At 64.1% G+C, this 26,043-nt stretch carries 21 protein-coding genes; 13 read left to right on the forward strand and 8 right to left on the reverse strand.

What is annotated here, in order from left to right; genetic code table 11:
• Positions 1–29: 29 nt before the first annotated feature.
• The 5 genes from hpf (at position 30) to B586_RS04975 (ending at position 6,287) form a co-directional block, all read left to right on the forward strand.
• Entirely contained in the window at positions 30–719 is a 690-nt protein-coding gene (gene hpf, locus B586_RS04955; protein ID WP_047313323.1) for a ribosome hibernation-promoting factor, HPF/YfiA family, read from the forward strand.
• A gap of 101 nt (positions 720–820) precedes the next feature.
• A complete protein-coding gene (gene secA, locus B586_RS04960) occupies positions 821–3,643 on the forward strand; it encodes a preprotein translocase subunit SecA (RefSeq protein ID WP_054880539.1) in 2,823 nt (940 codons plus the stop codon).
• A gap of 37 nt (positions 3,644–3,680) precedes the next feature.
• Positions 3,681–4,445 (forward strand): methanethiol S-methyltransferase, encoded by a 765-nt coding sequence (gene mddA / locus B586_RS04965; protein WP_054880538.1) that lies wholly within the window; start codon positions 3,681–3,683, stop codon positions 4,443–4,445.
• A 173-nt stretch (positions 4,446–4,618) separates the two neighbouring features.
• The gene (locus tag B586_RS04970; RefSeq protein ID WP_047313320.1) at positions 4,619–5,101 is read left to right on the forward strand and encodes a cation:proton antiporter regulatory subunit; all 483 of its coding nucleotides are present in this window, start codon (positions 4,619–4,621) and stop codon (positions 5,099–5,101) included.
• 4 nt (positions 5,102–5,105) lie between these two features.
• Positions 5,106–6,287 carry a cation:proton antiporter gene (locus tag B586_RS04975; RefSeq protein ID WP_047313319.1) on the forward strand — a complete coding sequence of 394 codons (1,182 nt, stop codon included), beginning with the start codon at positions 5,106–5,108 and terminating at the stop codon, positions 6,285–6,287.
• Between the two features lie 44 nt (positions 6,288–6,331).
• Here the strand turns inward: B586_RS04975 and B586_RS04980 are convergent, their stop codons facing one another.
• A complete protein-coding gene (locus tag B586_RS04980; protein ID WP_156406712.1) occupies positions 6,332–6,889 on the reverse strand; it encodes an Rv3235 family protein in 558 nt (185 codons plus the stop codon).
• 194 nt (positions 6,890–7,083) lie between these two features.
• Here B586_RS04980 and B586_RS04985 point away from each other — a divergent pair, with 194 nt between their 5' ends.
• The 5 genes from B586_RS04985 to B586_RS05005 all read left to right on the forward strand — a co-directional run bounded on the left by B586_RS04985 (position 7,084) and on the right by B586_RS05005 (position 12,619).
• The gene (locus B586_RS04985) at positions 7,084–8,502 is read left to right on the forward strand and encodes a WS/DGAT/MGAT family O-acyltransferase (protein WP_047313318.1); all 1,419 of its coding nucleotides are present in this window, start codon (positions 7,084–7,086) and stop codon (positions 8,500–8,502) included.
• Between the two features lie 41 nt (positions 8,503–8,543).
• Positions 8,544–9,410, forward strand: coding sequence for a polyphosphate kinase 2 (gene ppk2, locus B586_RS04990; RefSeq protein WP_054880537.1), 867 nt, complete (start codon positions 8,544–8,546; stop codon positions 9,408–9,410).
• Entirely contained in the window at positions 9,411–9,962 is a 552-nt protein-coding gene (locus B586_RS04995) for a DUF6912 family protein (RefSeq protein WP_418001120.1), read from the forward strand.
• 138 nt (positions 9,963–10,100) lie between these two features.
• Positions 10,101–11,237, forward strand: coding sequence for a ferredoxin reductase (locus B586_RS05000; protein ID WP_054880536.1), 1,137 nt, complete (start codon positions 10,101–10,103; stop codon positions 11,235–11,237).
• Positions 11,238–11,332: 95 nt separating this feature from the next.
• Positions 11,333–12,619 carry a fatty acid desaturase family protein gene (locus B586_RS05005; protein ID WP_054880535.1) on the forward strand — a complete coding sequence of 429 codons (1,287 nt, stop codon included), beginning with the start codon at positions 11,333–11,335 and terminating at the stop codon, positions 12,617–12,619.
• A gap of 268 nt (positions 12,620–12,887) precedes the next feature.
• On the opposite strand, the gene B586_RS20730 is transcribed toward B586_RS05005, so the two are convergent.
• Together B586_RS20730 and B586_RS05010 are read right to left on the reverse strand one after the other, a co-directional pair.
• Entirely contained in the window at positions 12,888–13,442 is a 555-nt protein-coding gene (locus B586_RS20730; protein ID WP_156166463.1) for a hypothetical protein, read from the reverse strand.
• Positions 13,443–14,090: 648 nt separating this feature from the next.
• Entirely contained in the window at positions 14,091–15,278 is a 1,188-nt protein-coding gene (locus B586_RS05010; protein ID WP_054880534.1) for a thiolase family protein, read from the reverse strand.
• Positions 15,279–15,360: 82 nt separating this feature from the next.
• Here B586_RS05010 and B586_RS05015 point away from each other — a divergent pair, with 82 nt between their 5' ends.
• Positions 15,361–15,852, forward strand: coding sequence for a winged helix-turn-helix transcriptional regulator (locus B586_RS05015; RefSeq protein WP_047313313.1), 492 nt, complete (start codon positions 15,361–15,363; stop codon positions 15,850–15,852).
• Between the two features lie 53 nt (positions 15,853–15,905).
• Here the strand turns inward: B586_RS05015 and rsgA are convergent, their stop codons facing one another.
• Together rsgA and aroA are read right to left on the reverse strand one after the other, a co-directional pair.
• Positions 15,906–16,895 (reverse strand): ribosome small subunit-dependent GTPase A, encoded by a 990-nt coding sequence (gene rsgA, locus B586_RS05020; protein WP_054881062.1) that lies wholly within the window; start codon positions 16,893–16,895, stop codon positions 15,906–15,908.
• Positions 16,892–18,205 (reverse strand): 3-phosphoshikimate 1-carboxyvinyltransferase, encoded by a 1,314-nt coding sequence (aroA, locus tag B586_RS05025; protein WP_168162573.1) that lies wholly within the window; start codon positions 18,203–18,205, stop codon positions 16,892–16,894. Before aroA ends, rsgA begins: the two co-directional genes overlap by 4 nt.
• Positions 18,206–18,266: 61 nt before the next feature.
• Between aroA and B586_RS05030 the strand changes: the two genes are divergently transcribed.
• Positions 18,267–19,148, forward strand: coding sequence for an SOS response-associated peptidase (locus B586_RS05030; protein WP_082607722.1), 882 nt, complete (start codon positions 18,267–18,269; stop codon positions 19,146–19,148).
• 117 nt (positions 19,149–19,265) lie between these two features.
• Here the strand turns inward: B586_RS05030 and B586_RS20735 are convergent, their stop codons facing one another.
• Positions 19,266–20,309 carry a hypothetical protein gene (locus tag B586_RS20735; protein WP_156406713.1) on the reverse strand — a complete coding sequence of 348 codons (1,044 nt, stop codon included), beginning with the start codon at positions 20,307–20,309 and terminating at the stop codon, positions 19,266–19,268.
• A 275-nt stretch (positions 20,310–20,584) separates the two neighbouring features.
• Positions 20,585–21,973: an HNH endonuclease signature motif containing protein gene (locus tag B586_RS05040; protein ID WP_054881061.1), complete on the reverse strand. Its 1,389-nt coding sequence runs from the start codon at positions 21,971–21,973 to the stop codon at positions 20,585–20,587.
• Between the two features lie 294 nt (positions 21,974–22,267).
• Between B586_RS05040 and B586_RS05045 the strand changes: the two genes are divergently transcribed.
• Positions 22,268–23,467 carry an IS110 family RNA-guided transposase gene (locus tag B586_RS05045; protein ID WP_054880758.1) on the forward strand — a complete coding sequence of 400 codons (1,200 nt, stop codon included), beginning with the start codon at positions 22,268–22,270 and terminating at the stop codon, positions 23,465–23,467.
• Between the two features lie 123 nt (positions 23,468–23,590).
• Here the strand turns inward: B586_RS05045 and B586_RS05050 are convergent, their stop codons facing one another.
• On the reverse strand, positions 23,591–25,936 hold the full coding sequence (locus B586_RS05050; protein WP_054881060.1) for an arylsulfatase: 2,346 nt from the start codon (positions 25,934–25,936) through the stop codon (positions 23,591–23,593).
• Between the last annotated feature and the right edge of the window lie 107 nt (positions 25,937–26,043).

Below are 26,043 nucleotides of genomic sequence, written 5' to 3' on the forward strand. Positions count from 1 at the left end.
GATGTGAAAAGAGAAACGAGTTGTCACGTATGTCAAGGCTAACCGCGGATTCCGGTCAGATTCTCGACCCAGCACCGGTTGCACCCGACGAACCGGTTGAACCGATGCCGACCGCCGAGGTGGTGTTCAAGGGCCGCAATGTCGAGATCCCCGACCACTTTCGCATCTATGTCTCGCAGAAACTCGCCCGCTTAGAGCGGTTCGACCGGACCATCTACCTGTTCGACGTCGAACTCGATCATGAACGCAACCGTCGCCAACGTAAGTCCTGTCAGCGCGTGGAGATCACCGCGCGGGGCCGTGGGCCGGTAGTGCGCGGTGAGGCGTGCGCCGACAGCTTCTATGCCGCACTCGAGTCAGCGGTCGTCAAGCTCGAGAGCCGGCTGCGTCGTGGCAAGGACCGACGCAAGGTGCACTACGGTGACAAGACCCCGGTGTCAGTGGCGGAGGCGACTGCGGTCGCTGTGCCGCCAGAGAAGGCCTTCAACACCGAACCGGCCCCGGCGCACGATCACGACGGTGCGGCCACCGACCATGAGCCGGGGCGGATCGTCCGTACCAAGGAACACCCGGCCACGCCGATGTCGGTCGACGACGCACTCTACGAGATGGAGCTGGTCGGGCACGACTTCTTTTTGTTCTACGACAAACACGCCGAACGGCCGTCGGTTGTCTACCGACGACACGCCTACGATTATGGCTTGATCAGGCTCGCTTGATCAGGCTGGCTTGACACGTTCGGACGGCCATTGCGGCCTGTCACCTACGATGGATGGCGCCTTATCGAAAAGGAAGACTCCAACCCACAGGGGACATAGCTGTGCTGTCGAAGTTGCTGCGCCTTGGTGAAGGTCGCATGGTCAAGCGCCTCAAAAAGGTGGCCGACTATGTCAACACGTTGTCCGATGATGCCGCGTTACTCACCGATACCGAGCTGAAGGCCAAGACCGACGAGTTCAAGAAGCGCCTCGCCGACGAGGAGACCCTCGACAACCTGCTGCCCGAGGCATTCGCGGTGGCCCGCGAAGCCGCCTGGCGGGTGCTCGACCAACGCCCGTTTGACGTGCAGGTGATGGGCGGGGCGGCGTTGCACCTGGGCAACGTCGCCGAGATGAAGACCGGTGAAGGCAAGACCCTGACCGGGGTGCTGCCCGCCTACCTCAACGCGCTGGCCGGCAAGGGCGTGCACATCGTCACCGTGAACGACTACCTGGCCAAACGTGACAGCGAGTGGATGGGCCGGGTACACCGCTTCCTCGGCCTGCAGGTCGGGGTGATCTTGGCTCCCATGACCCCCGACGAGCGTCGGGTGGCCTACAACGCCGACATCACCTACGGCACCAACAACGAGTTCGGCTTCGACTACCTGCGCGACAACATGGCGCACTCGCTGGACGACCTGGTGCAGCGCGGGCACCACTACGCCATTGTCGACGAGGTCGACTCCATCCTGATCGACGAGGCCCGCACCCCGCTGATCATCTCCGGTCCCGCCGACGGTGCCTCCAACTGGTACACCGAGTTCGCTCGGTTGGCGCCGCTAATGGAAAAGGATCTGCACTACGAGGTCGACCTGCGCAAACGCACCGTCGGCGTGCATGAAAAGGGTGTGGAGTTCGTCGAAGACCAGCTCGGCATCGACAACCTCTACGAGGCCGCCAACTCGCCACTGGTCAGCTATCTCAACAACGCCTTGAAGGCCAAGGAGCTGTTCAACCGCGACAAGGACTACATCGTCCGCGACGGCGAAGTGCTCATCGTCGACGAGTTCACCGGTCGCGTGCTGATTGGCCGTCGCTACAACGAGGGCATGCACCAGGCCATCGAGGCCAAGGAGCACGTCGAAATCAAGGCCGAGAACCAGACGCTGGCCACCATCACGCTGCAGAACTACTTCCGGCTCTACGACAAACTCGCCGGCATGACCGGAACCGCCCAGACCGAGGCGGCCGAGCTGCACGAGATCTACAAGCTGGGCGTGGTCGCCATTCCGACCAACAAGCCAATGATCCGCGAAGACCAATCCGACCTCATCTATAAGACCGAGGAAGCCAAATACATCGCGGTGGTCGATGACGTCGCCGAGCGCTATGAGAAGGGCCAGCCGGTGCTGATCGGCACCACCAGCGTGGAACGCTCGGAGTACCTGGCGCGGCAGTTCACCAAGCGGCGCATTCCGCACAACGTGCTCAACGCCAAGTACCACGAACAAGAGGCGGGCATCATCGCCGTGGCGGGGCGGCGCGGCGGCGTCACCGTGGCCACCAACATGGCCGGCCGCGGCACCGACATCGTGCTGGGCGGCAACGTCGACTTCCTCACCGACCAGCGGCTGCGCGCGCATGGCCTGGATCCGGTGGAGACGCCCGACGAGTACGAGGCGGCCTGGCACTCCGAACTGCCCAAGGTCAAGGAGGAAGCCAGTCAAGAGGCCGCCGAGGTGATCGAGGCCGGCGGCCTGTATGTGCTGGGCACCGAACGCCACGAGTCGCGGCGCATTGACAACCAGCTGCGCGGCCGCTCCGGTCGCCAAGGTGACCCGGGCGAGTCACGCTTCTACTTGTCGCTGGGTGACGAGCTCATGCGCCGGTTCAACGGCGCCACCTTGGAAGCTTTGTTGACCAGGCTGAACCTGCCCGACGATGTGCCGATCGAAGCCAAAATGGTCACCCGAGCGATCAAGAGCGCCCAGACCCAGGTCGAGCAGCAAAACTTCGAGGTCCGCAAGAACGTCCTCAAGTACGACGAGGTGATGAACCAGCAGCGCAAGGTGATCTATGCCGAGCGTCGTCGCATCCTCGAAGGCGAGAACCTGCAGCAGCAGGCGTTGGACATGGTCCGCGACGTCATCACCGCCTACGTCGACGGCGCTACCACCGACGGCTACGCCGAGGACTGGGATCTGGATGCGTTGTGGTCAGCGCTGGGGACGCTCTACCCGGTCGGGATCAAGCACGAGTCGCTGACGCGACCGGACGAGGACTCCGAGCGCGACGAGCTCACCCGCGACGAATTGCTCGAGGCGCTGCTCAAAGACGCCGAACGTGCTTATGCCGCTAGGGAAGCCGAGCTCGAGGAAGTCGCCGGCGAGGGTGCGATGCGTCAGCTGGAGCGCAACGTGCTGCTTAACGTGGTCGACCGCAAGTGGCGCGAGCACCTCTACGAGATGGACTATCTCAAGGAGGGTATCGGGCTGCGCGCGATGGCCCAGCGTGATCCATTAGTGGAGTACCAGCGCGAGGGCTACGACATGTTCATGGCCATGCTCGACGGTATGAAAGAGGAGTCGGTCGGCTTCCTATTCAATGTCGCGGTCGAGGCGGTGCCTGCCCCCCAGGTGGCCCCGGTGGCGGTACCCGAAGGGCTCGCCGGATTGGTCGCGGATGACGAGGCCGCCGCTGCCGTCCGACAGCGCCAAGAGGCTCCAAGCGCGTTGCGCGCCAAGGGTATTGATAACGGCTCGCCCGCCCTGACGTATTCCGGGCCGTCCGAGGACGGCTCGGCGCAGGTGCAGCGCAACGGCGGTGGTGCGCCGAAAACACCAGCCGGGGTGCCGGCCGGGGCCAGTCGACGTGAACGGCGCGAAGCCGCGCGGCGGCAAGGCCGCGGCGCCAAGCCGCCAAGATCGGTGAAAAAGCGATAGCGGTACTTTCGCCTCGCATAGAGGAGACAATTGGGGGATGAAACGCTCGCTGATGATCGGCTACGGCGCCGCAGCGTACGCCCTGTTCCTCGTAGCCTTCCTCTATGCAGTTGGATTTGTGGGCGGCATCGTGGTGCCGCGTGATGTCAATCACGGGATTGCCGCGCCGATCGGCGCGGCGGTCGTGGTCAATGTGGTGCTGCTTGGCGTGTTCGCGATCCAACACAGCGTGATGGCACGGCCAGGGTTCAAACGGTGGTGGACCCGGTTTGTGCCGGCGCCGATCGAGCGCAGCACCTACGTGCTGCTGACCAGCGCCGCGCTGCTGCTGCTCTACTGGCAATGGCGAACCATGCCGGCGGTCATCTGGGAGGTGCGGGCGCCGGCTGGCCGGCTGGCGCTGTGGGTGCTGTTCTGGCTCGGGTGGGCGATAGTGTTCGCGTCGACTTTCATGATTAATCATTTCGACCTGTTCGGCCTTAGGCAGGTGTACTTGGCGTGGCGGGGAAAGCCCTACGCCGCCATTGGCTTTCGTGCTCCACTGCTCTACCGGCTGGTGCGCCACCCGCTCATGTTCGGCTTCCTCATCGTGTTCTGGTCGGCGCCCACGATGACGGCGGGGCACCTGCTCTTCGCGACCGCCACCACGGGCTACATCCTGATCGCCATCCAGCTAGAAGAGCGCGACCTGGTGGCGACGCTGGGCGACCAATATCGTGACTACCGGCGCGACGTGCCGATGTTGCTGCCGTTACGACACTTGCCACATCGGCGCGTCGCCAAAACGGTTGGTCAGGACTAACTCTGCGGTGAATGTGGTACCCACTGATAGCGGAACCGACGTCCGTGTAGCGTGGTTCACGCGCTCTACGCTCCCCGTAATGCCGTCCGTTCGCTAACACTAGTTCCACTGGACTACAAGGAGATTGCCGTGATCACTTCTTTCCCGGCGGCATTTCGTTAAGGATTGAAGCTATGGACGTCAAGGAAGTGCTGTTGCCCGGCGTGGGCTTGCGCTACGAGTTCACCAGTCGCAAGGGTGACCGGATCGGGATCATCGCGCGGCGCAGCGGCGATTTCGACGTCGTTGTATATGCCCGCGAGGATCCGGACGAGGCGCGGCAGGTCTTCTGCCTCACTGACGACGAGGCCGACGCTGTCGCTCAGATTCTGGGCGCACCCAGGATCGCCGAGCGGTTTACCGAGCTGGCTAGTGAGGTCCCCGGGCTCGAGACCAGGCAAGTTCGCATCACGCCGGAGAGCCCGTTCGTAGACCGGCCGCTGGGCGACACTCACGCCCGCACCCGCACCGGCGCATCGATCGTCGCGATCGTGCGCGACGAGGACGTCGTGGCCTCGCCAGGCCCGGCTGAACTGCTGCGGGCCCGTGATGTGCTGATCGTGATAGGCACCGAAGAAGGTATCGCCGGGGTCGAGCAGATCGTCGGCAAGGGCTGAGACGATGGAAATTTCGGGGGCGCTGCTGTTCCAAGTCGGCGCCCTCCTGACCACACTTGCCGTGCTGGGCGCCGGCGCACGCCGATACTCGTTGTCTCCGATACCGGTTTATCTGATGGCGGGGCTCTCGCTCGGCAAGGGCGGCATCATGCCAGTGGCCGCCGCCGATGAATTCATCACTACGGGAGCGCCCATCGGCATTGTGTTGTTGCTGCTGACGTTGGGTCTGGAGTTCTCCGCGACCGAGTTCGCCAGCAGTCTGCGGCATCACCTGCCGTCAGCCGGTGTCGACATCATCCTCAACGCCACACCCGGCGCGGTGGCCGGCTGGCTGCTGGGTTTGGACGGGGTCGCCGTGCTCGCGCTGGCCGGCGTCACATACATCTCCTCATCCGGTGTCATTGCGCGCCTGCTGGCGGACTTACGTCGGCTCGGTAACCGGGAAACGCCGGCGGTGCTGTCGGTGTTGGTGCTCGAAGACTTCGCGATGGCGGCCTACCTGCCGCTATTCGCGGTACTCGCGTCGGGCGGCAGCTGGCTGGATGCCGTCGCCGGTATGGTTGCCGCGGTCTGCGCGCTGTTCGCGGCGTTTGCCGCGTCCTATCACTGGGGCCATCATGTCGGTCGGCTGGTGGCGCACCCCGATTCCGAGCAGCTGTTGCTGAGGGTCCTGGGGGTCACCCTGATGGTGGCGGCGGTGGCCGAGTCTTTGCACGCGTCGGCCGCCGTAGGCGCATTCTTGGTCGGCCTGACCCTGACGGGGGACACCGCTGACCGCGCACGCAAGGTGCTCGGCCCTCTTCGCGACCTGTTCGCCGCGCTTTTCTTCCTTGCTATCGGCATATCGGTCGACCCGCACGAGCTCCTCCCGATGCTTCCGGCAGCCCTGATCCTGGCCGCTGTTACCGCGGTGACCAAGGTGGCTACCGGAATTCTGGCCGCCCGGCACGACGGCGTGGCGCGACGCGGGCAGCTGCGCGCGGGTACAGCGCTCGTCGCCCGGGGCGAGTTTTCGCTGATCATCATCGGATTGATCGGCACGTCGACCCCCGCCGTGGCCGCGCTGGCCACGGCGTATGTCTTCATCATGGCGATCGCGGGTCCGGTACTGGCCCGCTACACTCCGGGCCCGTCCCCCGCAAGCGGGAGGGGCCCCCAGCCGACCGGCTCCGGGGCGGCCAACTAGGCAGCTGGTGCCGCTGCCTGAGACCGTGCAACCCCTGAGACCGGTTAACCGATGTGTAGGGCAACGACCAGCCAGCGGGTTCCGTCGGTCGCGGGTACCTGTTCCACGCGGCACGCGATGGCATGTATCCGGTCCCCGCGGCTGTACGTGCCGGAAACCTCGGCGGCAGTGTCCGGGTCATGCCGCCCGACAGGTTGCAGACGCATCCGGCGCAGCACTGCGGCGCCCTGGCGTTCGGGTGGGTGTCCGGTTGCTGGCGGGCGCACCGAGAGCACCGAGTCGACCAGGCTAGGTGCCAGCAGGGGCCGTAGCTGAGCCGCGGGCCGGCGGCGGTCGATGACTTCCAGCACTCGGCGTAGCGCGGCGTCGGCGAAGATCGCCGCCTGGCGCATCGATGCCGACAACACCACCGCGGTCGTCGCCTCGGGGTGCCGGCCGCCTAGCCTGCTGCCAGCTCGGTGCGGCGAACGCGAGGTGTGGTACGTCGCGTGCAATGATTGCCGACACTGGGGGACGTTTCGTGTCGGTGGCTCGTACTCAACGACGGGCAGGACAGCGAAGCTGTCGCGGCGGGGCGGGCTCGCGAGGGGACCAATGGTCAACGGGCACTCTCCAACTCAACGATCGGATGGGGGGCCTGCTGGAGAGTGACAGACAATTTTTCGGTTGTTTCTGCTGCTGGTCATCATCGCACATCCGAGGCTGGCGTGTACCCGCGCCGCGATGTGCCCGGGCCGGCGATTACCGTGGGCGACATTGCTCAACGCGACGAATCGACAAGGAGGACAGGGCCGTAGTGGTGACCCGGTTGTCCCCGTCGGACGCGTCGTTCTATCGGCTGGAGAACACCGCCACCCCGATGTACGTCGGATCGCTGTCGATCTTGCGTCGTCCGCGCGCGGGATTGAGCTACGAGACGCTACTGGCCACCGTCGAGCAGCGACTACCCCAGATTCCGCGCTACCGGCAGAAGGTCCGCGAAGTCAGTATGGGCATGGCCAGGCCCGTCTGGATCGACGATCGCGATTTCGACATCACCTATCACGTGCGGCGATCGGCGCTGCCATCGCCAGGCAGCGACGAGCAGTTGCACGAGCTGATTGCCCGGTTGGCCGCGCGGCCGCTGGATAAGACGCGGCCGCTGTGGGAGTTATATCTCGTCGAGGGCCTGGATAAGAACCGCGTCGCCCTGTACACCAAGTCGCACCAGGCATTGATCAACGGCATGACCGCGTTGGAGATCGGCCACGTCATCGCCGATCGGACCCGACGTCCGCCACCGTTCGCTGAAGACATCTGGATACCCGAACGCGACCCCGGCAACACCCGCTTACTGTTGGGCACGATTGGTGACTTGCTGATCAGCCCGGGCTCGCGAATGCAGGCTGTCGGGTCCGCGATCGCCGGTCTGACAACGAACTCCGGGCAATTCGTCGACGCCGGTCGCCGGTTCTTCGATGTCGCGCGCACGATAGCCCGCGGCACCGCACCCAGTAGCCCGCTCAACGCCACCGTTTCGCGCAATCGGCGGTTTACCGTCGCTAGTGGGCGGCTTGCGGACTACCGGACGGTACGAGCGCGCTACGACTGCGACGTCAATGATGTGGTGCTGGCGGTGGTGGCCGGCGCGTTGGGCAATTGGCTGATGTCGCGCGGTGAAACGGTGGCGCAGAGCGCGACGGTCCGGGCGATGGCGCCGTTGTCGGTCTATGCCGATGACCCACTCGACTCGACCGGGCCTGGCCAGGCGATCAGCGAGGTGACGCCGTTCCTGGTTGACTTGCCGGTGGGGGAGGGCAACGCGGTGGTGCGTTTGTCGCAGATCGCGCACGCCACCGAGTCGAACCCGACGGCCGCCAGCCTGGTCGACGCCAGAACCATTGTCACGCTGTCGGGTTTTGCGCCGCCTACCTTGCACGCCATGGGTATCCGGGTCGCCACCAGCTTTCCTACCCTATCCAAGCGGGCGTTCAACCTGTTGATCACCAATGCTCCCGGGGCCCAGTCACAAATGTATATTGCCGGTACCAAGTTGCTAGAGACGTACGCGGTGCCGCCGCTGCTGCATAATCAGGCGTTGGCGATCAGTGTGACCTCTTATAACGGCATGCTGTATTTCGGGATCAATGCCGACCGCGATGCGATGAGCGATGTCGACCTGCTGCCAGGACTGTTGAGCCAATCACTTGATGAGCTGCTGGAAGCTTCTCGGTAGCTGCGGGTCACAACTGCTGCAGCGATATACGATCCGTTGCTGTGAGCACCGCGACAAACGACGGCGAGTCGGCGAAGGCGAAAAAGAAGAAATCGAGCGCGCCGGCCAACCGAATTATCTCCGACGCTGTCTATGAAGCCGAATTATTGCGACTGCAAACGGAATTCGTGAAGCTCCAGGAGTGGATACGGCACTCCGGGGCGCGTCTGGTCGTCATCTTTGAGGGCCGCGACGGCGCCGGCAAGGGTGGCGCGATCAAACGGATCACCGAATACCTCAACCCGCGTGTTGCCCAGGTTGCCGCGTTGCCAGTGCCGAGCGATCGGGAGCGCGGTCAGTGGTATTACCAGCGCTATATCGCCCATCTGCCTGCCAGAGGGGAAATCGTGCTGTTCGATCGGTCGTGGTACAACCGCGCCGGCATCGAGAAAGTCATGGGATTCTGTACGCCGCAGGAGTATGTGCTGTTTTTGCGGCAGACGCCCATCTTCGAGCAGATGCTGATCGACGACGGGATTCTGCTACGCAAGTATTGGTTTTCGGTCTCCGCGGCCGAACAGCTGCGCCGGTTCAAGGCGCGATTGAACGACCCGCTGCGGCAATGGAAACTTAGCCGCATGGACGTGGAGTCGGTGTATCGGTGGGGAGATTATTCGCACGCCAAAGACGAGATGATGGTGCACACCGATACCCCGGTTAGCCCGTGGTATGTCGTGGAATCGGATATCAAGAAACACGCGCGCCTGAACATGATGTCGCACCTGTTGTCCACGATCGATTATCAAGGCGTGGAGAAGCCGACGGTCAAGCTGCCGGCACGGCCGGTGGAGAGCACCGACTACCAACGGCCGTCGCGTGAGCTGGCGAAGTACGTCGATGACTATGCGGCCACGTTGGTTGAGGGCTAAGTGGCTGGCGCCGTTGTGCAGATCTATATCCCGGCGACCGTGGCCATGTTGCAGCAGCTTGTCGCCGACGGCTCGCTGTGGCCGATCAACGGAACCGCATTCGCGGTGACCCCGACGTTGCGTGAGGCCTACGCCGAGGGTGACGACGATGAGCTTGCCGAGGTGGCGCTGCGTGAGGCGGCGCTGGCGTCACTGCGCCTGCTGGCGGCCGATACCCCCGACGCAGCGGCCACCGGCGAGTCCGCGGCCGCCCTGCCGCCGCGGCGTGCCGTGCTGGCTGCCGAGGTCGACGTGGGCGAATCCCGGGTCACGTACCGTCCGGATCTCGACGACGCCGTCGTCCGGCTCGGTGCGCCCGTGACGATCGACCAGATTGTCGCGGCGTATGTCGACACGGCCAGCGCCGAGCCGGCTGTCACGGCGGCGATCGCGGTCATCGACGCCGCCGACCTGGGCGACGAGGACGCCGACCTGATTGTCGGGGACGCGCAGGACCATGATCTGGCTTGGTACGCCAACCAGGAGCTGCCCTTCCTGCTCGACCTGCTCTAACCCCACGGTGTGACGCAGTCCTGGCCACGAGGCCTAGATACGGTTGCGTAGGTTACGGTACCGTAGCTTTGTGGGTGGGCGTGGAACCGGCCCAGCATGAGCGGAAGCCAGCAGCCGCATCGTGAGCAGGAGCTTCCTATGAGTAAGAAATGCGCAACGGTTATCGCCAATATCGGCGACACCAAGCGTCCCACCGTGGCCGGGGTCGACCGGCATCCTGGCTGGCACGCGCTACGCAAGATAGCCGCGCGCATTACCACCCCGCTACTGCCCGACGACTACCTGCGCCTGGCAAATCCGCTGTGGTCCGCGCGCGAGCTGCGGGGTCGCGTGTTGGCGGTCCATCGGGAGACGGAAGACTCCGCGACCCTGGTCATCAGGCCGGGCTGGGGCTTCAGCTTCGACTATCAGCCCGGCCAGTACATCGGGATCGGGTTGTTAGTGGATGGGCGCTGGCGCTGGCGGTCGTATTCGCTGACCTCCAGCCCGGTAACTGGCTCGCGCACCGTGACCATCACCGTGAAAGCGATGCCGGAAGGCTTCCTGTCTACCCACCTGGTAGCCGGTGTCGAGCCGGGAACCATCGTCCGATTGGCCGCCCCCCAAGGCAATTTCGTATTACCTGACCCGGCACCGTCATCGATTCTGTTCCTCACCGCCGGATCCGGCATCACCCCGGTGATGTCGATGCTGCGCACGTTGGCGCGCCGCAACCAAATCACGGACATCACGCACCTGCATTCGGCGCCCACCGGATCCGACGTGATGTTCGGCGCCGAGTTGGCCTCGCTGGCATCCGACCACACTGGCTACCGGCTACGGGTGCGACAAACCCGCACCGAGGGTCGACTCGACCTCGCCCGGCTCGGCGAAGAGGTGCCGGACTGGAGCGAACGCCAAACCTGGGCGTGCGGGCCAGAAGGCCTGCTCAACCAGGCCGAAAAGACCTGGTCGGCGGCCGGTATCAGCGGCCGGCTGCACGTGGAACGGTTCGCGGTGTCAAAGGCTGCCCCCGCCGGAGCCGGCGGTACGGTCACGTTTGCTCGCAGTGGGCGCAGCGTCGCGGCTGACGCCGCGACGTCGTTGATGGATGCGGGCGAGGGCGTCGGTGTTCAGATGCCCTTCGGCTGCCGGATGGGTATCTGTCAGTCGTGTGTGGTCGGATTGGTCGAAGGCCACGCCCGTGACCTGCGAACCGGCACGGAACACGAACCGGGAACCCGGGTTCAGACGTGTGTGTCGGCCGCTTCTGGCGACTGTGTGCTCGACGTCTAAAGGCTACTCACAGGTAACCTACGTAATCGTAGGTTACGATAGCGTAGGTCTGGAACAGTTGAGGGCCGCGCACCGACCGCAGGGAGATGACGACGATGGCGATCACAGACGTCGACGCATTCGCGCATCTGACGGACGCTGACATTGAAAACCTGGCCGCTGAGCTGGACGCCATCCGCTGCGATGTTGAAGACTCGCGTGGCGAGCGGGACGCCCGCTACATCCGCCGCACCATTGCTGCACAGCGGGTGCTGGAGGTGGCCGGCCGGGTGCTGCTGGCCGCCAGTTCGCGCCGTTCTGCGTGGTGGGCAGGGGCGGTGACGCTGGGTGTGGCCAAGATCATCGAGAACATGGAGATCGGCCACAACGTCATGCACGGCCAGTGGGATTGGATGAACGACCCGGAGATTCACTCCTCGACGTGGGAGTGGGACATGGCGGGGTCGGCCAAGCATTGGCGATTCACCCACAACTTCGTGCACCACAAGTACACCAACATCCTCGGCATGGACGACGACGTCGGCTACGGCATGCTGCGCGTCACCCGAGACCAGCGCTGGAAGCGCTTCAATGTCCTCAACCTGCTGTTCAACACCCTGCTCGCGGTTGGCTTCGAATGGGGCGTCGCCTTGCAGCACGTGGAGCTCGGCAAGATCGCCAAGAAGCGGATGGATCACCAGGAGGCCCGGCAACGGACCGATGAGTTCTTGGCGAAGGCAGGTCGCCAACTGTTCAAGGATTACGTCGCGTTCCCAGCGCTGACCGCGCTGTCGCCCGGCGCGACGTACCGGTCCACCGTGACGGCCAACGCGACGGCCAACGTGATTCGCAACGTGTGGTCTAACGCCGTCATCTTCTGCGGGCATTTCCCGGATGGCGCCGAGAAATTCACCAAAACCGACATGATCGGCGAGAGCAAGGGCCAGTGGTACCTGCGGCAGATGCTGGGTAGTGCCAACTTCAACGCCGGGCCCGTGATGCGGTTCATGAGCGGCAACCTGTGCCATCAGATCGAGCACCACTTGTATCCCGATCTGCCGAGCAACCGGCTGGCTGAGATCTCGGTGCGGGTGCGGGAGATTTGCGATAAGTATGACCTGCCGTACACCACAGGTTCGTTCCTGGTGCAGTACGCCAAGACGTGGCGCACTTTGGCCAAGCTGTCGCTGCCGAACAAGTACTTGGTCGACGACACCGACGACGCGCCGGAGACTCGCAGCGAGCGGATGTTCGCTGGACTGCAGCCGGGTTTCGCGGGCACCGACCCGGCGACCGGACGCCGACGCGGGCTGAAGACCGCGATCGCCACGGTGCGGGGTTGGCGGCGCAACAAGCGTGCCGCCGCTGCCGCGGTCAGCGCTGACGACAATCTGGCGGCTTAGCGGCCGGTCGCTTTGGCGGCCAAGCGCGGCCAACTTCGTGTCGAGTTGTGTTGCGGCGCTAAGCAACTCCGGATTGTCCTTGACCACCATCGGTGACGACGGCTTGACGTAGGTCAGGCTGCTGCGGTTCTCGGCTTCGTTGACGAGCAGTACCTTGCGGTCGATGCCTTAGGCTGCCAACACTACGACATCGTTTCAGCCCGGAACTCAGCCAACCGATCCCAGATGTCACAGATCCGTTCATCGGCCCCCATGGCTGTAACACAAGCTAACTTGACGGGTTGTCAGTCCTGCCGGGATTCGGAAACGTCGGGTTAGTGTAGGCCGGTGTCTGTGGCTCACCGCCGAGATCAGGATTCGCTACCGGCGGTGGTCCGGACTCTGGCTCAGCCGGCGGAGTCGCAGCGGCCCGATGTTCGGGCGGTGGCGGCTTGGGTACCAAGTAGTTCTTCCACGCGCCCGGGGGGTTCGGTGCAGGGCCGATGGTGTTATCGGGCCAGCGCCATGAACAATCCCCGGTAGCACCCCCGAAATCGCCTGCAGGAATGGTTAACCCAAAACCCAGAAAAGTTCCACCGAGGGGGGCGTTGCCAGCTGGACCACCCAGATTCCATCCGCCATATTCGCAGTGCCAGTGCGTGCTGTTCTCTTCGGTGGGAAAATCGCAGTAGTACGACACGGCTCCCGCCTCGAAACTACTTCCGCCAACACCGGGATAGTCGCACACGCCGGGTCCGGGGATGTTGCCGCCCGGCCCGGCCCAGGCTACCGGGGAATTGGGGATCGCCCCCAACGTGACCCCTAGTGCCACAAGTAATCTCATTCTTTTGCTCAACAACTCTTTCACTGTAAACGCCTTCTGGCATCGGCAATGGCAGCGCGAATCAAATACGCCCCCTCAACTCGCCTCGAACCCGCACGTAATTCTGTTTCACGTCTTGATATTTCATTTCTACTAGGGCAGCGACACCCCGCTCGCAGATGCGATCGGCCGGGGCAACCCCGAGCAGGACCCATTAATGGTTGGCCGAGGAGGGCGGCCAGGTATAGGCCAAATGAACGGTGTCCATTCGCCGTGTGTCGGCGGTCCCTGGGTCTGGCGTTGCCATTTCGATGTGAATCCTCCGTAAATTACTTGTCGTACAGCGTTATCGAGGTGCGAGTGATAGTCAGCGTACGATCGGTGTCTGCCGATCCCGACCCGACCCGCCGGGCAAGATCACGATTTTCGGAGTCGGAGATGGTCTACTGAAGAGTTGTGTTACAGATGTTGCCGCTGTGACAGACGAGGTAGTGGTATTTAGGTTTGGGAAGCATTGCAACCGATAATCCACGTGAGCGTTGGGTCAATATTGGGCCAACGCTCACGGTGAATTTCCAACTTGTTGAGGGAGCCAAGCCCGGATTGCTCTTTCCGTTACGCACTCATATTCTCCGACCGGCAACCCAGGCTCGGCCTGCTTGTGGTCGTCTAGCCCAGCCGCTCGATGATGGTGGCGTTGGCCATGCCGCCGCCCTCGCACATGGTTTGCAGTCCGTAGCGGCCACTCCGCTGTTCTAGGGCGTTGACGAGTGTCGTCATGATCCGGGCGCCGCTGGCTCCCAGCGGATGCCCGATCGCAATGGCACCGCCGTTGACGTTGGTCTTGGCCAGATCCGCGCCGGTGTCGTGCGCCCACGCCAGGACGACCGGTGCAAACGCCTCGTTCACCTCGAACAGGTCGATGTCGGCCAGCACCAGCCCGGCCCGATGCAACACTTTCTCGGTGGCGCCGATAATGCCGGTCAGCATGTAGAGCGGATCCGACCCCAGCACGGTCGTGGTGTGGATCCGGGCCAGCGGGCGCAGGCCCAGCTTCTTGGCGACCTCGCTGCTGGTGATCAAGACCGCGGCGCTGCCGTCCGACAGTGGCGACGAGTTGCCCGCCGTAATCGACCAATTGATCTGCGGGAAGCGCTCTTTCATCGCTTCGCTAGAGAATGATGGCTGCAATGCGGCCAGCGTTTCTACGGTTGTTGCGGGCCGGATCATTTCGTCGGATTCCAGCCCGGCGATTCCGATCAGCTCGTTCTCAAAGAGCCCGTCCTTGGTGGCGCGGGCCGCCTTCTCATGACTGGATGCGGCGAACTCGTCGAGCTGGGTGCGCGAGAGGCCCCACTTCGCGGCGATCAGTTCGGCGCTGATGCCCTGTGGCACCAGGCCCTCGGGGTAACGCGCCGCCATGTCCGCGCCGAACGGATTGCTGCCCGGCAGCACCGAGCTGCCCATCGGTACCCGGGACATCGACTCCACGCCGCCGGCGATGACGAGGTCGTAGGCGCCGGCGAGCACGCCCTGGGCGGCGAAGCTGATGGCCTGCTGGCTGCTGCCACACTGCCGGTCAACCGTGGTACCAGGGACAGACTCTGGAAATCCGGCGCCCAACAACGCATTGCGTGCGATGTTGACCGCCTGGTCGCCGACCTGAGTGACGGCGCCGGCGATGACATCGTCGATCTGCCCCGGATTCACGCCGGTGTGTGCCATCAGTTCGCGCAGGCTGTGCGCCAGCAGGTCGGCGGGCAGCACATCGTGCAACGCCCCAGTAGCCTTGCCCTTGCCGACGGGGGTGCGTACGGCGCCGACGATGACGGCGTCGCGGCCCTGGTACCTGGTCATGGCTCCTCCTTGGGTCCAGTTCGCTATACCCAGGTAACCATCTGGGTATAGTAAAAGCAACCCAGATGGAGAGGTGATTTGCATGACATTTCTGCAGGGGCCCCTGGCCGACCGGGATAAGTGGTCGGCGGTGGGGGAGTGCGCGATTGAGAAGACCATGGCGGTGCTCGGCACCAAATCCGCCATGCTCATCATGCGGGAGGCGTACTACGGCACCACCCGGTTCGACGACTTCGCCCGCCGGGTGGGCCTCACCAAGGCGGCTACCTCGACGCGGCTGGCCGAGCTGGTCGACCTCGGACTGCTGACGCGGCGGCGCTACCGCGACCCGGGGCAGCGCGGCCGCGACGAGTATGTGCTCACCGAGGCCGGCATCGATTTCATGCCCGTAGTCTTTGCGATCTTTGAGTGGGGGCGACACCACCTACCGGGCAGCGACCGGCTACGGCTGACCCATCTGGGCTGTGGCGCCGATGCATACGTCGAAATCCGTTGCACTGCAGAGCACCCGGTGCCACCCGGCGAGCTCGGCATGCGGCTGGTATCTCGTTCTCGTCGTCGCGAGGGTGCGTAAATGCACGCCCTTGGCGGCGTGCCGTCGTACAGACACGCACGCTCGCCGGCCGGTCAGGCCTGGTAGGTCTCCCTGAGCACCGCCAGCAGCCGCCTGGCGGCGGCCACGCGACGGACCGCGGGCCCGGACATGGTGTCCAGCACGCATTCGGGGTCGGCCGGCGGCCCCCTGTGCCCGCAGCCGCGTGGGCAGTCCTCGATCGCTTCGGCGAGGTCCGAGAAGGCCAGCACCACGTCGTCGGGCCGGATGTGGGCTAGCCCGAACGATCGGATTCCCGGGGTGTCGATCACCCAGCCGGAACCTTCCAGGGGCAGTGCGACCGACTGAGTCGAGGTGTGCCGCCCACGGCCGATGTCGGTGACCTCGCCCACCGCCCGATCCGCTTCGGGCACAAGCCTATTCACCAGGGTCGACTTGCCGACTCCAGAATGCCCGAGTAGCACGGTGATTTTGCCGGCTAGCAAGTCCGCCACCGCGAGCAGGGGATCGTCGACCCCTGCGGCGACCACCGTCAAGTCCAGATCGACAAACTGCTTAGCGAATGGTTCCAGTGGCGCGAGGTCAGTCTTGGTCAGGCACAGGATCGGTGCCAGCCCGCCAGCATAGGCGGCGATCAGCGCCCGGTCGACCAGACCGGTGCGTGGCGGCGGGTCCGCCAACGCCACCACGATCAGCAGTTGATCGGCGTTGGCGACCACCACTCGTTCGCTGGTGTCGGTGTCATCGGCGGTGCGCCGCAACACCGTTCGGCGATCTGAGCGCCGCACAATGCGGGCTAGGGTATCGGGTCGGCCGGACAGATCGCCGACGACGTCGACGTCGTCGCCGACGACGATCGGGGTGCGGCCCAGCTCGCGTGCCCGCATGGCCGTGATCCGTCGGTCGGGACAGCCGCCCAGCACGCAGCCCCAGCGGCCGCGGTCAACGCTGACCACCATGGCGGTCTCGGCGTCGGCGTGCTCGGGACGGGTTTTGGTCCGCGGTCGTGAGCCTCGGCCGGAGCGGACCTTGACATCGGACTCGTCGTAGTCGCCGGGCTTCAACCGGCCGACCTCGTGAGCATGTCCGCCCACAGGTGTGGGAACTCGGGCAGTGTCTTGCTGGTGGCACCGATGTCGTCGACTTCGACTCCGGCCACCCGCAGCCCGACGATCGCGCCGGCCATCGCCATCCGGTGATCGGCATACGCTCGCCAGACACCGGGCCGCAGCGGTGTCGCGGTGATCACCAGACCGTCGGGCGTTTCCTGACAGTCGCCGCCTAGCCGGTTGATCTCGGTGCTCAGCGCGGCGAGGCGGTCGGTTTCGTGGCCGCGCAGATGGGCGATGCCGTATAGCCGCGACACCGATCCTGGGGTTGCCAGCACCGCCAGCGCCGCCACCGACGGCGTGAGCTCACCAACAGCGCGCAGGTCGACATTAAAGCCGGGGTAGCCGTCCGCCGCCCCTCGTACCTCGAGAAACGAATCAGTGTGGGTAACAACGGCATTCAGTTGTCCCAAGATGCTCAGGATATTGTCGGCGGGTTGCACACTGGTCGCCGGCCAGCCCGCGATGCGCACGGTTCCGCCGCTGACCACCGCTGCCGCCAGGAACGCAACAGCGTTCGTGAGATCGGGCTCGACGACCCAGTGCCGGGCTGCGACCGGACCGGGCCGCACCCGCCAACGGTTGCCGACCGAGTCGTCGACATCGACGCCGGCTTGCCGCAGCATCACCACCGTCATCGCGATATGCGGCGCCGACGGCAACGTCGAACCGGTGTGCTGCACGGTCAGCCCTTGGGTGAACGATGCTGCGCACAACAGCAGGCCGGAGACGAACTGCGAGGATGCCGACGCGTCGATGGCCACCGTGCCACCGGCGACCGACCCGCTGCCCTGCACCCGGAAAGGCAAACCGGCGCCATCGACGGGGACGCCCAGACCACGCAGCGCATCCAGCAGCGGTGCGATCGGCCGGGCCCGGGCTTGTTCGTCGCCGTCGAAGGTGACCGGGTCGGCGCTCAACGCCGCCAGCGGCGGGACAAAACGCAATACCGTGCCGGCCAGGCCGCAATCCACTCGGGCGTCTGCGCCGGGGGCAATTCGGCCGCTGACCGTCAAGGTGGAGCCGGTCTCGTCGACGTGCAGGCCCAGTGTCCGTAACGCTGAAATCATCAGGTCGGTGTCCCTGCTGCGCAGTGCGCCGCTGATGGTCGAGGTGCCTCCCCTGGGCGAGCCCGGGGGCCCCTGGCCCTGTGCGGCCGCCAGCGCCGCCAGCACCAGTGCTCGGTTGGTCTGCGATTTAGAGCCCGGAATGGTCACGGTCGCATGCACCGGTGTCGACGCGACGGGGGCCGTCCAGGGCTCGATGCTCACCCGCTACATCCTGCCGGGTCGGCGGGCGCGGTGGGTACCGGGCACCATGGTAGGCATGTGCGGACGGTTTGCGGTCACCACGGATCCGGCTCTGCTGGCTGAGAAGATCGACGCGATCAATGAGGCGACAGCAACCGCCGACGCCAGTGCGGCCGCCCCCAACTACAACGTGGCTCCCACGGCAACCATCCCCACGGTGGTGTCCCGCCATAGGGGCGATCGCCAGCGCGGCGAAGCTGGGCGCAGCGGGTCGTCACTCATTGAACCTAGGGGCGATCGCCAGCGCGGCGAAGCCGGGCGCAGCGGGTCGTCACTCATTGAACCTAGTGAGCCCGACGACGAGCCGACCCGCCGGGTGCGTCTCATGCGGTGGGGATTGATTCCGCCGTGGATCAAAGTAAGCCCCGACGGTGGCCCGGACACCAAAGGTCCGCTGTTGATTAATGCCCGTGCCGACAAGATCGCCACGTCGCCGGCTTTCCGGAGTTCGGCCAAGAGCAAGCGCTGCTTGGTGCCGATGGACGGCTGGTACGAGTGGCAGGCCAACGCCGATCCGGTGCTTGGCAAAAAAGCTCCCAAGGCACCATTTTTCATGCACCGCGACGACGGTGCCACACTATTCATGGCCGGACTGTGGTCGGTATGGAAACCAGCCAGTTCCGCCGCTCCGCTGTTGAGCTGCACCATCATCACCACCGACGCGGTGGGGGAGCTGGCCGAGATCCACGATCGGATGCCGCTCATCCTTGCCGAAGACGACTGGGATGCCTGGCTGAATCCTGACGCCCCGCTGGATCCCGAGCTGCTGGCCCGATCGCCGGATGTGCACGGCATCGACATGCGTCCGGTGTCGACGCTGGTCAATAGTGTGCGGAATAACGGGCCCGAGCTGCTGGAGCCCGCCACACCGCAGCCGGAGCAGATCACGCTGCTGTAGCGGTGGCTATGCCGCATCCGGGCTGTCGTCATTGTCGCCGTCGCGCAGCAGTTTCTCGGGGTGCCAGAATGTGTTGGTGCGGGGTTGGCGGCGCATCGTCATTAAGGCGCATCGTCATTAAGCGGCTTTCAAGTCCTGTACGAGTTGCGGTTCTCTCATCGCCGCGATTAGCAACCGCTTCGCCATACAGCGAGCGAATGCGTGAAGGTCAAGCTCAAGAAATCCAGTCCAAGACGGCGGGTGGTTCTGCTTGAACCATTTGATCGCATCCGTAGTGTCTCCGCCGTGGGCCGCGGCGCTGCGATAAAGATAGAGGTTCTTGATCACCTTCTCTGGGGCAACGCTGGTGCTTCCATCCTTGAATGTGTCCAGCTGCAGCTTCCGGTGGTCTGGGAGTCGGTTGTTAAGAAGAAGGATATTTCTCGTCAACTGTCGCGTGAGGCTGTTAACGGGATCACTCGGTTGCGGTGTGTGCGTGAGCAAACTTTCGATGACGCCGAAGTAGGCGAGGTATTTCTGAGTGGAATCTTCCGGCAGTCCGTCAGCCTCGATGAATAACGCGAGAGTGCGTGCAATCTCTGGGTATTCATCGTCGTCAAGCGCTCGTCGAAGCTCGACCACCTCGGCAATCTCGACGAGGTTTGGGAACTCGGGCATTTGATGCCTGTTATCACGTGAGATGAACTGGAAGACTTGGTTGGGATCACCCGACAACAGAGACCACCACCACGACGTCCCTATCGTCGCCGCAGCCGCAGGTGGTAGTTGAGAGCCGTTCCCCCATAGGGGTGTCCAGATGTCGGCGTCGGACAGTCTCAGGGCTTCGGTCAGGGATCGGGCGCTGATCAGCGGATTTACGCGGCGGACAACCGTATACCGCCACTCGTCAGATGGAAGATCACCCCCCGATGAGTTGACTCTCGCACCGCCGTCTGGGCTAGTTTTTCTGGCTTCATACGGAAGAAGGGCGCGCGGCAGGTCGGACCAGCTACCTGGCATTAACATGCGGGCTTGGAAAAATGGCGTAAGCACATTCCTGTAAGCGTCAACGTGATTAGTTGTAGCTCTTTCTAGAGACCAGCCGGCCAAGTCGTAGGGCAGCGGCACGGACAAGTCGAGGTTGTTGAGCACCAACGCGAGCGATGGTTCCGGGACGGTCACCTTGCCATGTTGTCACGTAAACGGCCGGCCAGAGCCAAAACACCTGAAATTACCCAAGCCGAAAAGATCAAGATCGCTAACGGTCAAGGCTCTTACATTTGCGGGGAATGCGCGATCCGTGGCAGCTACTCGAAATCGGCGCCCGAAAATTGACGCGCCGAATTGCAACTCTTGAGAGTCGTTCATGAATCTCACATCAGACGCTTGCAGCTGGGCCCGAGCTGCTGGAGCCCGCCACACCGCAGCCGGAGCAGATCACGCTGCTGTAGCGGTGGCTATGCCGCATCCGGGCTGTCGTCACTGTCGCCGTCGCGCCGCAGCAGTTTCTCGGGGTGCCAGTACGTGTTGATTCTCGGTTGGCCGTGGTCAAGATGCGGCGGTGGGATCCATTCGGTGTCGCCGTGGGTGTTTTTGCGGGTGGTCCAGCCGCCGGGTTGCAGGAGGCGGTGTTGGGGGCCGCAGCCGAAGGTGAGGTTGTTGATGTCGGTGCTGCGGCATTGGGCGTACTCGGTGACGTGATGGACTTCGCAGTAATACCCAGGCACTGTGCAGCCCGGCGCGGAGCAGCCCCGTTCTTTGGCGTACAAGACGATTCGTTGTGCGGGTGAGGCGAGTCGTTTGGTGTGGTAGAGCGCCAGCGCTTTGCCTTTGTCGAAGATCGCCAGGTAGTGCCGGGCATGCCGCGCTAGGCGGATGACATCACTCATGGGCAATAGGGTGCCGCCGCCGGTGAGGCCTTTGCCGGCGGCAGCCTCGAGCTCGGCCAGGGTGGTGGACACGATGATGGAGGCCGGTAGCCCATTGTGCTGGCCCAGCTTTCCCGAACACAGCAGGGCACGCAACGCCGCATTGAGTGCATCATGGTTGCGTTGGGCGGGGCTGCGGGTGTCTTTGTCGATGGCCTGTTGCGAAGGTGCGCCGTCCACACATGCGGTGTCATCGGTGGGGTTGCACATGCCGGGTGCGGCCAGTTTGGCCAGCACGGCTTCCAGGGTGGCGCGGGCCTCGGGGGTCAGCCAACCGCGCAGCGCCGTCATGCCGTCGGCTTGCTGGTTGCCTAAGGTTAAGCCGCGCCGCCGGGCCCGATCAGTGTCGCTGTAGGTCCCGTCAGGGTTGAGGCAGTCGGCGAGCCGATCGGCCAGCCCGGCCAGCTGTTCGGGCCGAAACTGGGAGCCCAGTTTCGCAAGATGCGCTTCGGCGTGTTCGTGGGTTGCCGTATCGACCCAGCCGGGCAACCCGTGGCAGAACTTCCGAATCACCGCCACCTGACCGGCGCCGAGCTTGCCCTGGCGTTGCGCTGCGGCGGTCGCGGCCAAGACGGGTGGCAACGGTTCACCGGTCAAGCCCCGACGCGGCCCCAGATCGGCGGCCTCCCGGATACGCCGGGCGGCTTCGGCGCGGCTGATCAGCGTCCACTCGGCAATCGCATGCGAAAGCGTGCCGCCGAGCTCTTCGGGGGTCGCTTGGCGGGCAAGCTGATTGATCATTGGGTGTTCGACGGCAGGTATCCTGCGGCGCACCCGCTCACAGCGCTCCAACAACGCCAACCACTCCCGGCTGCACAGCGCATCAACGTCCAGCGCAGCTACACCGTCGACCGCGGCGTCGAGCGCATCAAACGCAGCCGTGATGGCCTCCCGATCAACAACCGCACTCGAACCCATGTCCCCGAAACTATCGAAGGGCACCGACATTGATGGTGTTCAACCGCAACGGTTGATGATTAGCTGGCCCGTCCGCTTCCGGTGGTGACCCTGGCACTGACTGACGCCCTGCTGGGTTGTCTTTTTCTTGATCTGTCTCACCGGCGGCGGGCGGGTCGCACCATGAGGCCCGGCAGGGCGGACATGACCTAATCAGGAGCCTGGTAGTTCCCTCATCAATGTCTTGTCTGCCCGCCCTACCGGGTGTCACCGCAACCGCCGGTGATCACACCGGCAGAAGGGAACATCACCATCGTGACAGCATCGCAGTTGGTCGTCATTGGCGCCGACACGCATCTCGATACCGTTCACCTCGCCACGTTGAGCGATACCGGCAAACCCTTGGCAGATGCGGAGTTCCCGACGAACCCGACGGGCTATTGCGAGGCGCTCACGTGGGCGCAGAGCTTCGGGACAGTACTGATCGCCGGGGTGGAAGGCACTTCCAGCTATGGTGCGGGATTGACCCGGGCGCTGCAGGACGCCGGCATCGAGGTCGTCGAAGTTAACCGCCCCGACCGCGCCACCCGGCGCCGGCGCGGCAAGTCCGACCCGCTCGACGCCTATGCCGCGGCCCGTAACGCGTTGTCCGGGGACGGCCTTGCCGCCCCGAAAGACGAACGCACCACGGCGCTGAGCGCTCTGTTGACCGCTCGTCGCGGCGCAGTCAAAGCCCGCACCGCAGCGACCAACCAAATTCAATCTTTATTGATCACCGCACCCGCCGAGCTGCGTGAACGCTACCGCCGTTGCAACACAGCCGGTCTGGTCAAAGCCCTAGCTCGTTGCCGGCTTGTTGCCCATGGTGACCCGACCACCATGGCCGTCCTTAGCGCAGTCAAGACGCTGGCCCTTCGCGCGCAGTTCCTGCATCGCCAAGAGCGTGAACTCACCGACCAGATCGACACCCTGGTACAGAGCATCAACCCCGGGCTGCGCGTCGCCCACGGCATTGGACCCGACACCGCCGCCGCGCTACTAATCACCGCCGGCCTCAACCCATATCGGCTACGCAGCGAAGCCGCCTTTGCCGCGCTATGCGGTGTTGCCCCCGTTCCGGCCTCCTCGGGCAAGACGACCCGCCATCGACTCTCGCGGGGCGGCGATCGCTCAGCAAACAACGCGTTGTACCGCATCGCCTTGGTGCGAATGTCCAATGACCCGCGCACCCGCGACTACGTCGCCCGCCAAACCACCAACAATCGCCGCAAGGCCGAAATCCTGCGCCTCCTCAAACGCGCCATCGCCCGCGAGGTCTTCCGACTACTCACCCGCCCCTGCGTCATCGACGACTACAGCGATCTACGCCCAGCTCGCCAAGCCAAAAACATCACTCTCAGCACCGTGGCCGAGCACTTCGGCGTCTGGCCTAACGACATCTCCCGACTCGAACGCGGACTCCAACGCAACGACACCCTCGCCGCCAATTATCGCCAATGGCTCACCGCCGCTTGACCCATAACACGAATAGGAGCATCAGAAAGCGCCGATTTGGTACCATTGAAACCAAAGTGACACAAGTGGTTTCGTGACAGCTGACGATCTAGTCGAGTTCTCCAGACCGTCGCCAGCCGGCACCTATTGCTTGGCCAGCGCGACCCGTAACCGATCTTGCGGACTGATCAAGTGGTCCTGGCTGTCGCTACCGATTTCCAGCAGGACCCATGCGATTTCGCCGGTGAACGCGTTGTCGGTTGGCCCGTAGTCCGGCGAGCAGGGTGAGCCGGTGTCGCGGCCGACATCGCATGTTTCGTCTGCCGAGTAGGCCATGGGCTGGGTCATGTCCACCCGGCCCTTGCCCACCGGGACGCCGTCGTAACACAGCGTTACTTCACCGCCTTTCGCGAATCCGCCACCGTCGTAGTCGAATTCCATACGGACCTGGTGCTTGCCCGTAGCGATCGGTTTGTCGGCATCCACCATGTAATGGTGGATGCCCAGGAAGTTATAGCAGTACCTCAGCCGGCCGTCGTGCGCATACAACGCCCACCCGCCAACGAGGCCGCCCTGAGCGATGATCACACCGTTGGCGCCGGCGTCGGGAACGGTGATATCGGCTGTGACCGCGTACGACTTGTTCTTGAGCCCCAGCACGCAGTTTTCGCTGACCCGCATCCCGGGAAACATCAACTGGCGATTGCCGCGGATCAGTTGAGGGCGCCCGGCGATATCGGGATTGAACCGTTGGAACGAACGGTCATCGAGCGGCAGCACGTTGTACTTCACCGCCTCGATGAGCCACAGCCTTTGCAGCTTCGCCAACGTCTCTGGATTGTCTTTGGCGATGTCGCGAGCTTGGGTCCAGTCGTCAGGTCCGTAGAGTTCCCACACATCGTCGTCGAACGCCGGCGCGTCGAGTAGCCATGGGGTACGGTGCTTGGTCGCCGCCATCCAGCCCCGGTAATAGATGCCACGGTTGCCCAGGCATTCGAAATACTGCAGATCGTGGTTCTCGGCCGCATTGGCGTCGCGCATTGTGGCGAGCATGCTGACGCCTTCGATCGGCGCCTGTTGAATGCCATTGACCGATACGGGTGCGGGTAGCCCGGCCGCTTCCAGGATGGTGGGGGCCACATCGATCACGGAGTGGAACTGGTGGCGGCAGTGGCCCTTATCGGTAATTCCGTTGGGCCAGTGCACAACCGTCCCGTTGCGGGTGCCGCCCCAATGCGAGGCGATCTGCTTGGTCCACTGATACGGGGTGCATAACGCGTGCGCCCAGCCCACGGCATAGTGGTTATAGGCGCGCGGCGTTCCGAAGGCGTCGATCTTGCTCCGCAGAAACTCGGCGCTTTCGATGCCGCCCAACCCGTTCAGTGTGGTCATCTCGTTGAAGCAGCCGACGGGGGTGCCCTCGGCGGAGGCACCGTTGTCGCCGATGATGTAGATGATCATTGTGTTGTCAAGGACGTCAAGTTCCTCGATCGCGTCGACCACCCGACCCACCTCGTGGTCGGTCTGCTCCAGGAAACCGGCGTAGATCTCCATCTGCCGGGCCAGTACCGGTTTCAGGTCGTCGGGCATGTCGTCCCAGGCCGGAATCTCCTGGTGGCGGCCAGTCAATTCCGCATCCGCGGGAATAACGCCCAACTCCTTTTGCCTCTGGAAGATGCCCTTACGCAACACATCCCAGCCTTCATAGAATTTGCCCCGGTACTTGTCCGACCACAGCGCGGGCACATGGTGCGGCGCGTGCGTGGCGCCCGGCGCGAAGTACATGAAGAACGGCTTGTCCGGGGCGAGAGCCTGTTGCTGGCGCACCCAGCTGATGGCGCGATCGGCAAGATCTTCGGTGAGCGTGTAGCCCTCCTCCGGTGTCTTGGGCGGGTCGATTGGGGTGGTTCCCTCGTAGAGCCCGGGGTAATACTGATTGGCTTCGGCCCCGACGAAGCCGTAAAAATATTCGAATCCGGAACCCGTCGGCCAGTGCTGAAACGGCCCGACCGCGGATACTTCCCAAGCGGGAACCTCGTGGCACTTCCCGAACTGGGCTGTCGAATACCCATTCAGCCGCAGCGTTTCGGCAATAGGAGCCTTGTCTTTCGGCCGCACGCTGGTGTATCCGGGCGCCGAGGTGGCCAGCTCGGTGACGCCACCGGCGTTGACCGAGTGTTGGTTACGGCCGGTCAGCAGCGCCTGGCGGGTGGGCGAACACAGCGCGGTGGTGTGGAAGCGGGTCAGCTTGAGACCGTTGGCTGCTAGGCGCTCAGCGGTGGGTGTATGACAAGGTCCGCCGAAGGCCGAAGACGCGCTGAAGCCGACATCATCAAGCAGCACGATCAATACGTTCGGTGCGCCCGCCGGTGGGCGCAGCATCGGGATCGGCGGGTACTGGCTGTGCGGGTCGTTGGTGTCGTATGCCGTCAACCCGACGTGCTTGCGATCTGCGATGGGCAGACTTTCCCGCATTACCCGCGGCGGCATCGCGCCGTCACTGCTTGTCGCTGGGCTCACCGGCTGCGCGGCGACGTGGTCAGGACCATGAGCGGCAGGCTTTGCCATAATCATTCCCTTCATGAAGCTCCGCGGCC

The sequence above is a fragment of the Mycobacterium haemophilum DSM 44634 genome, assembly GCF_000340435.2.
In the GTDB taxonomy this organism is placed as follows: domain Bacteria; phylum Actinomycetota; class Actinomycetes; order Mycobacteriales; family Mycobacteriaceae; genus Mycobacterium; species Mycobacterium haemophilum.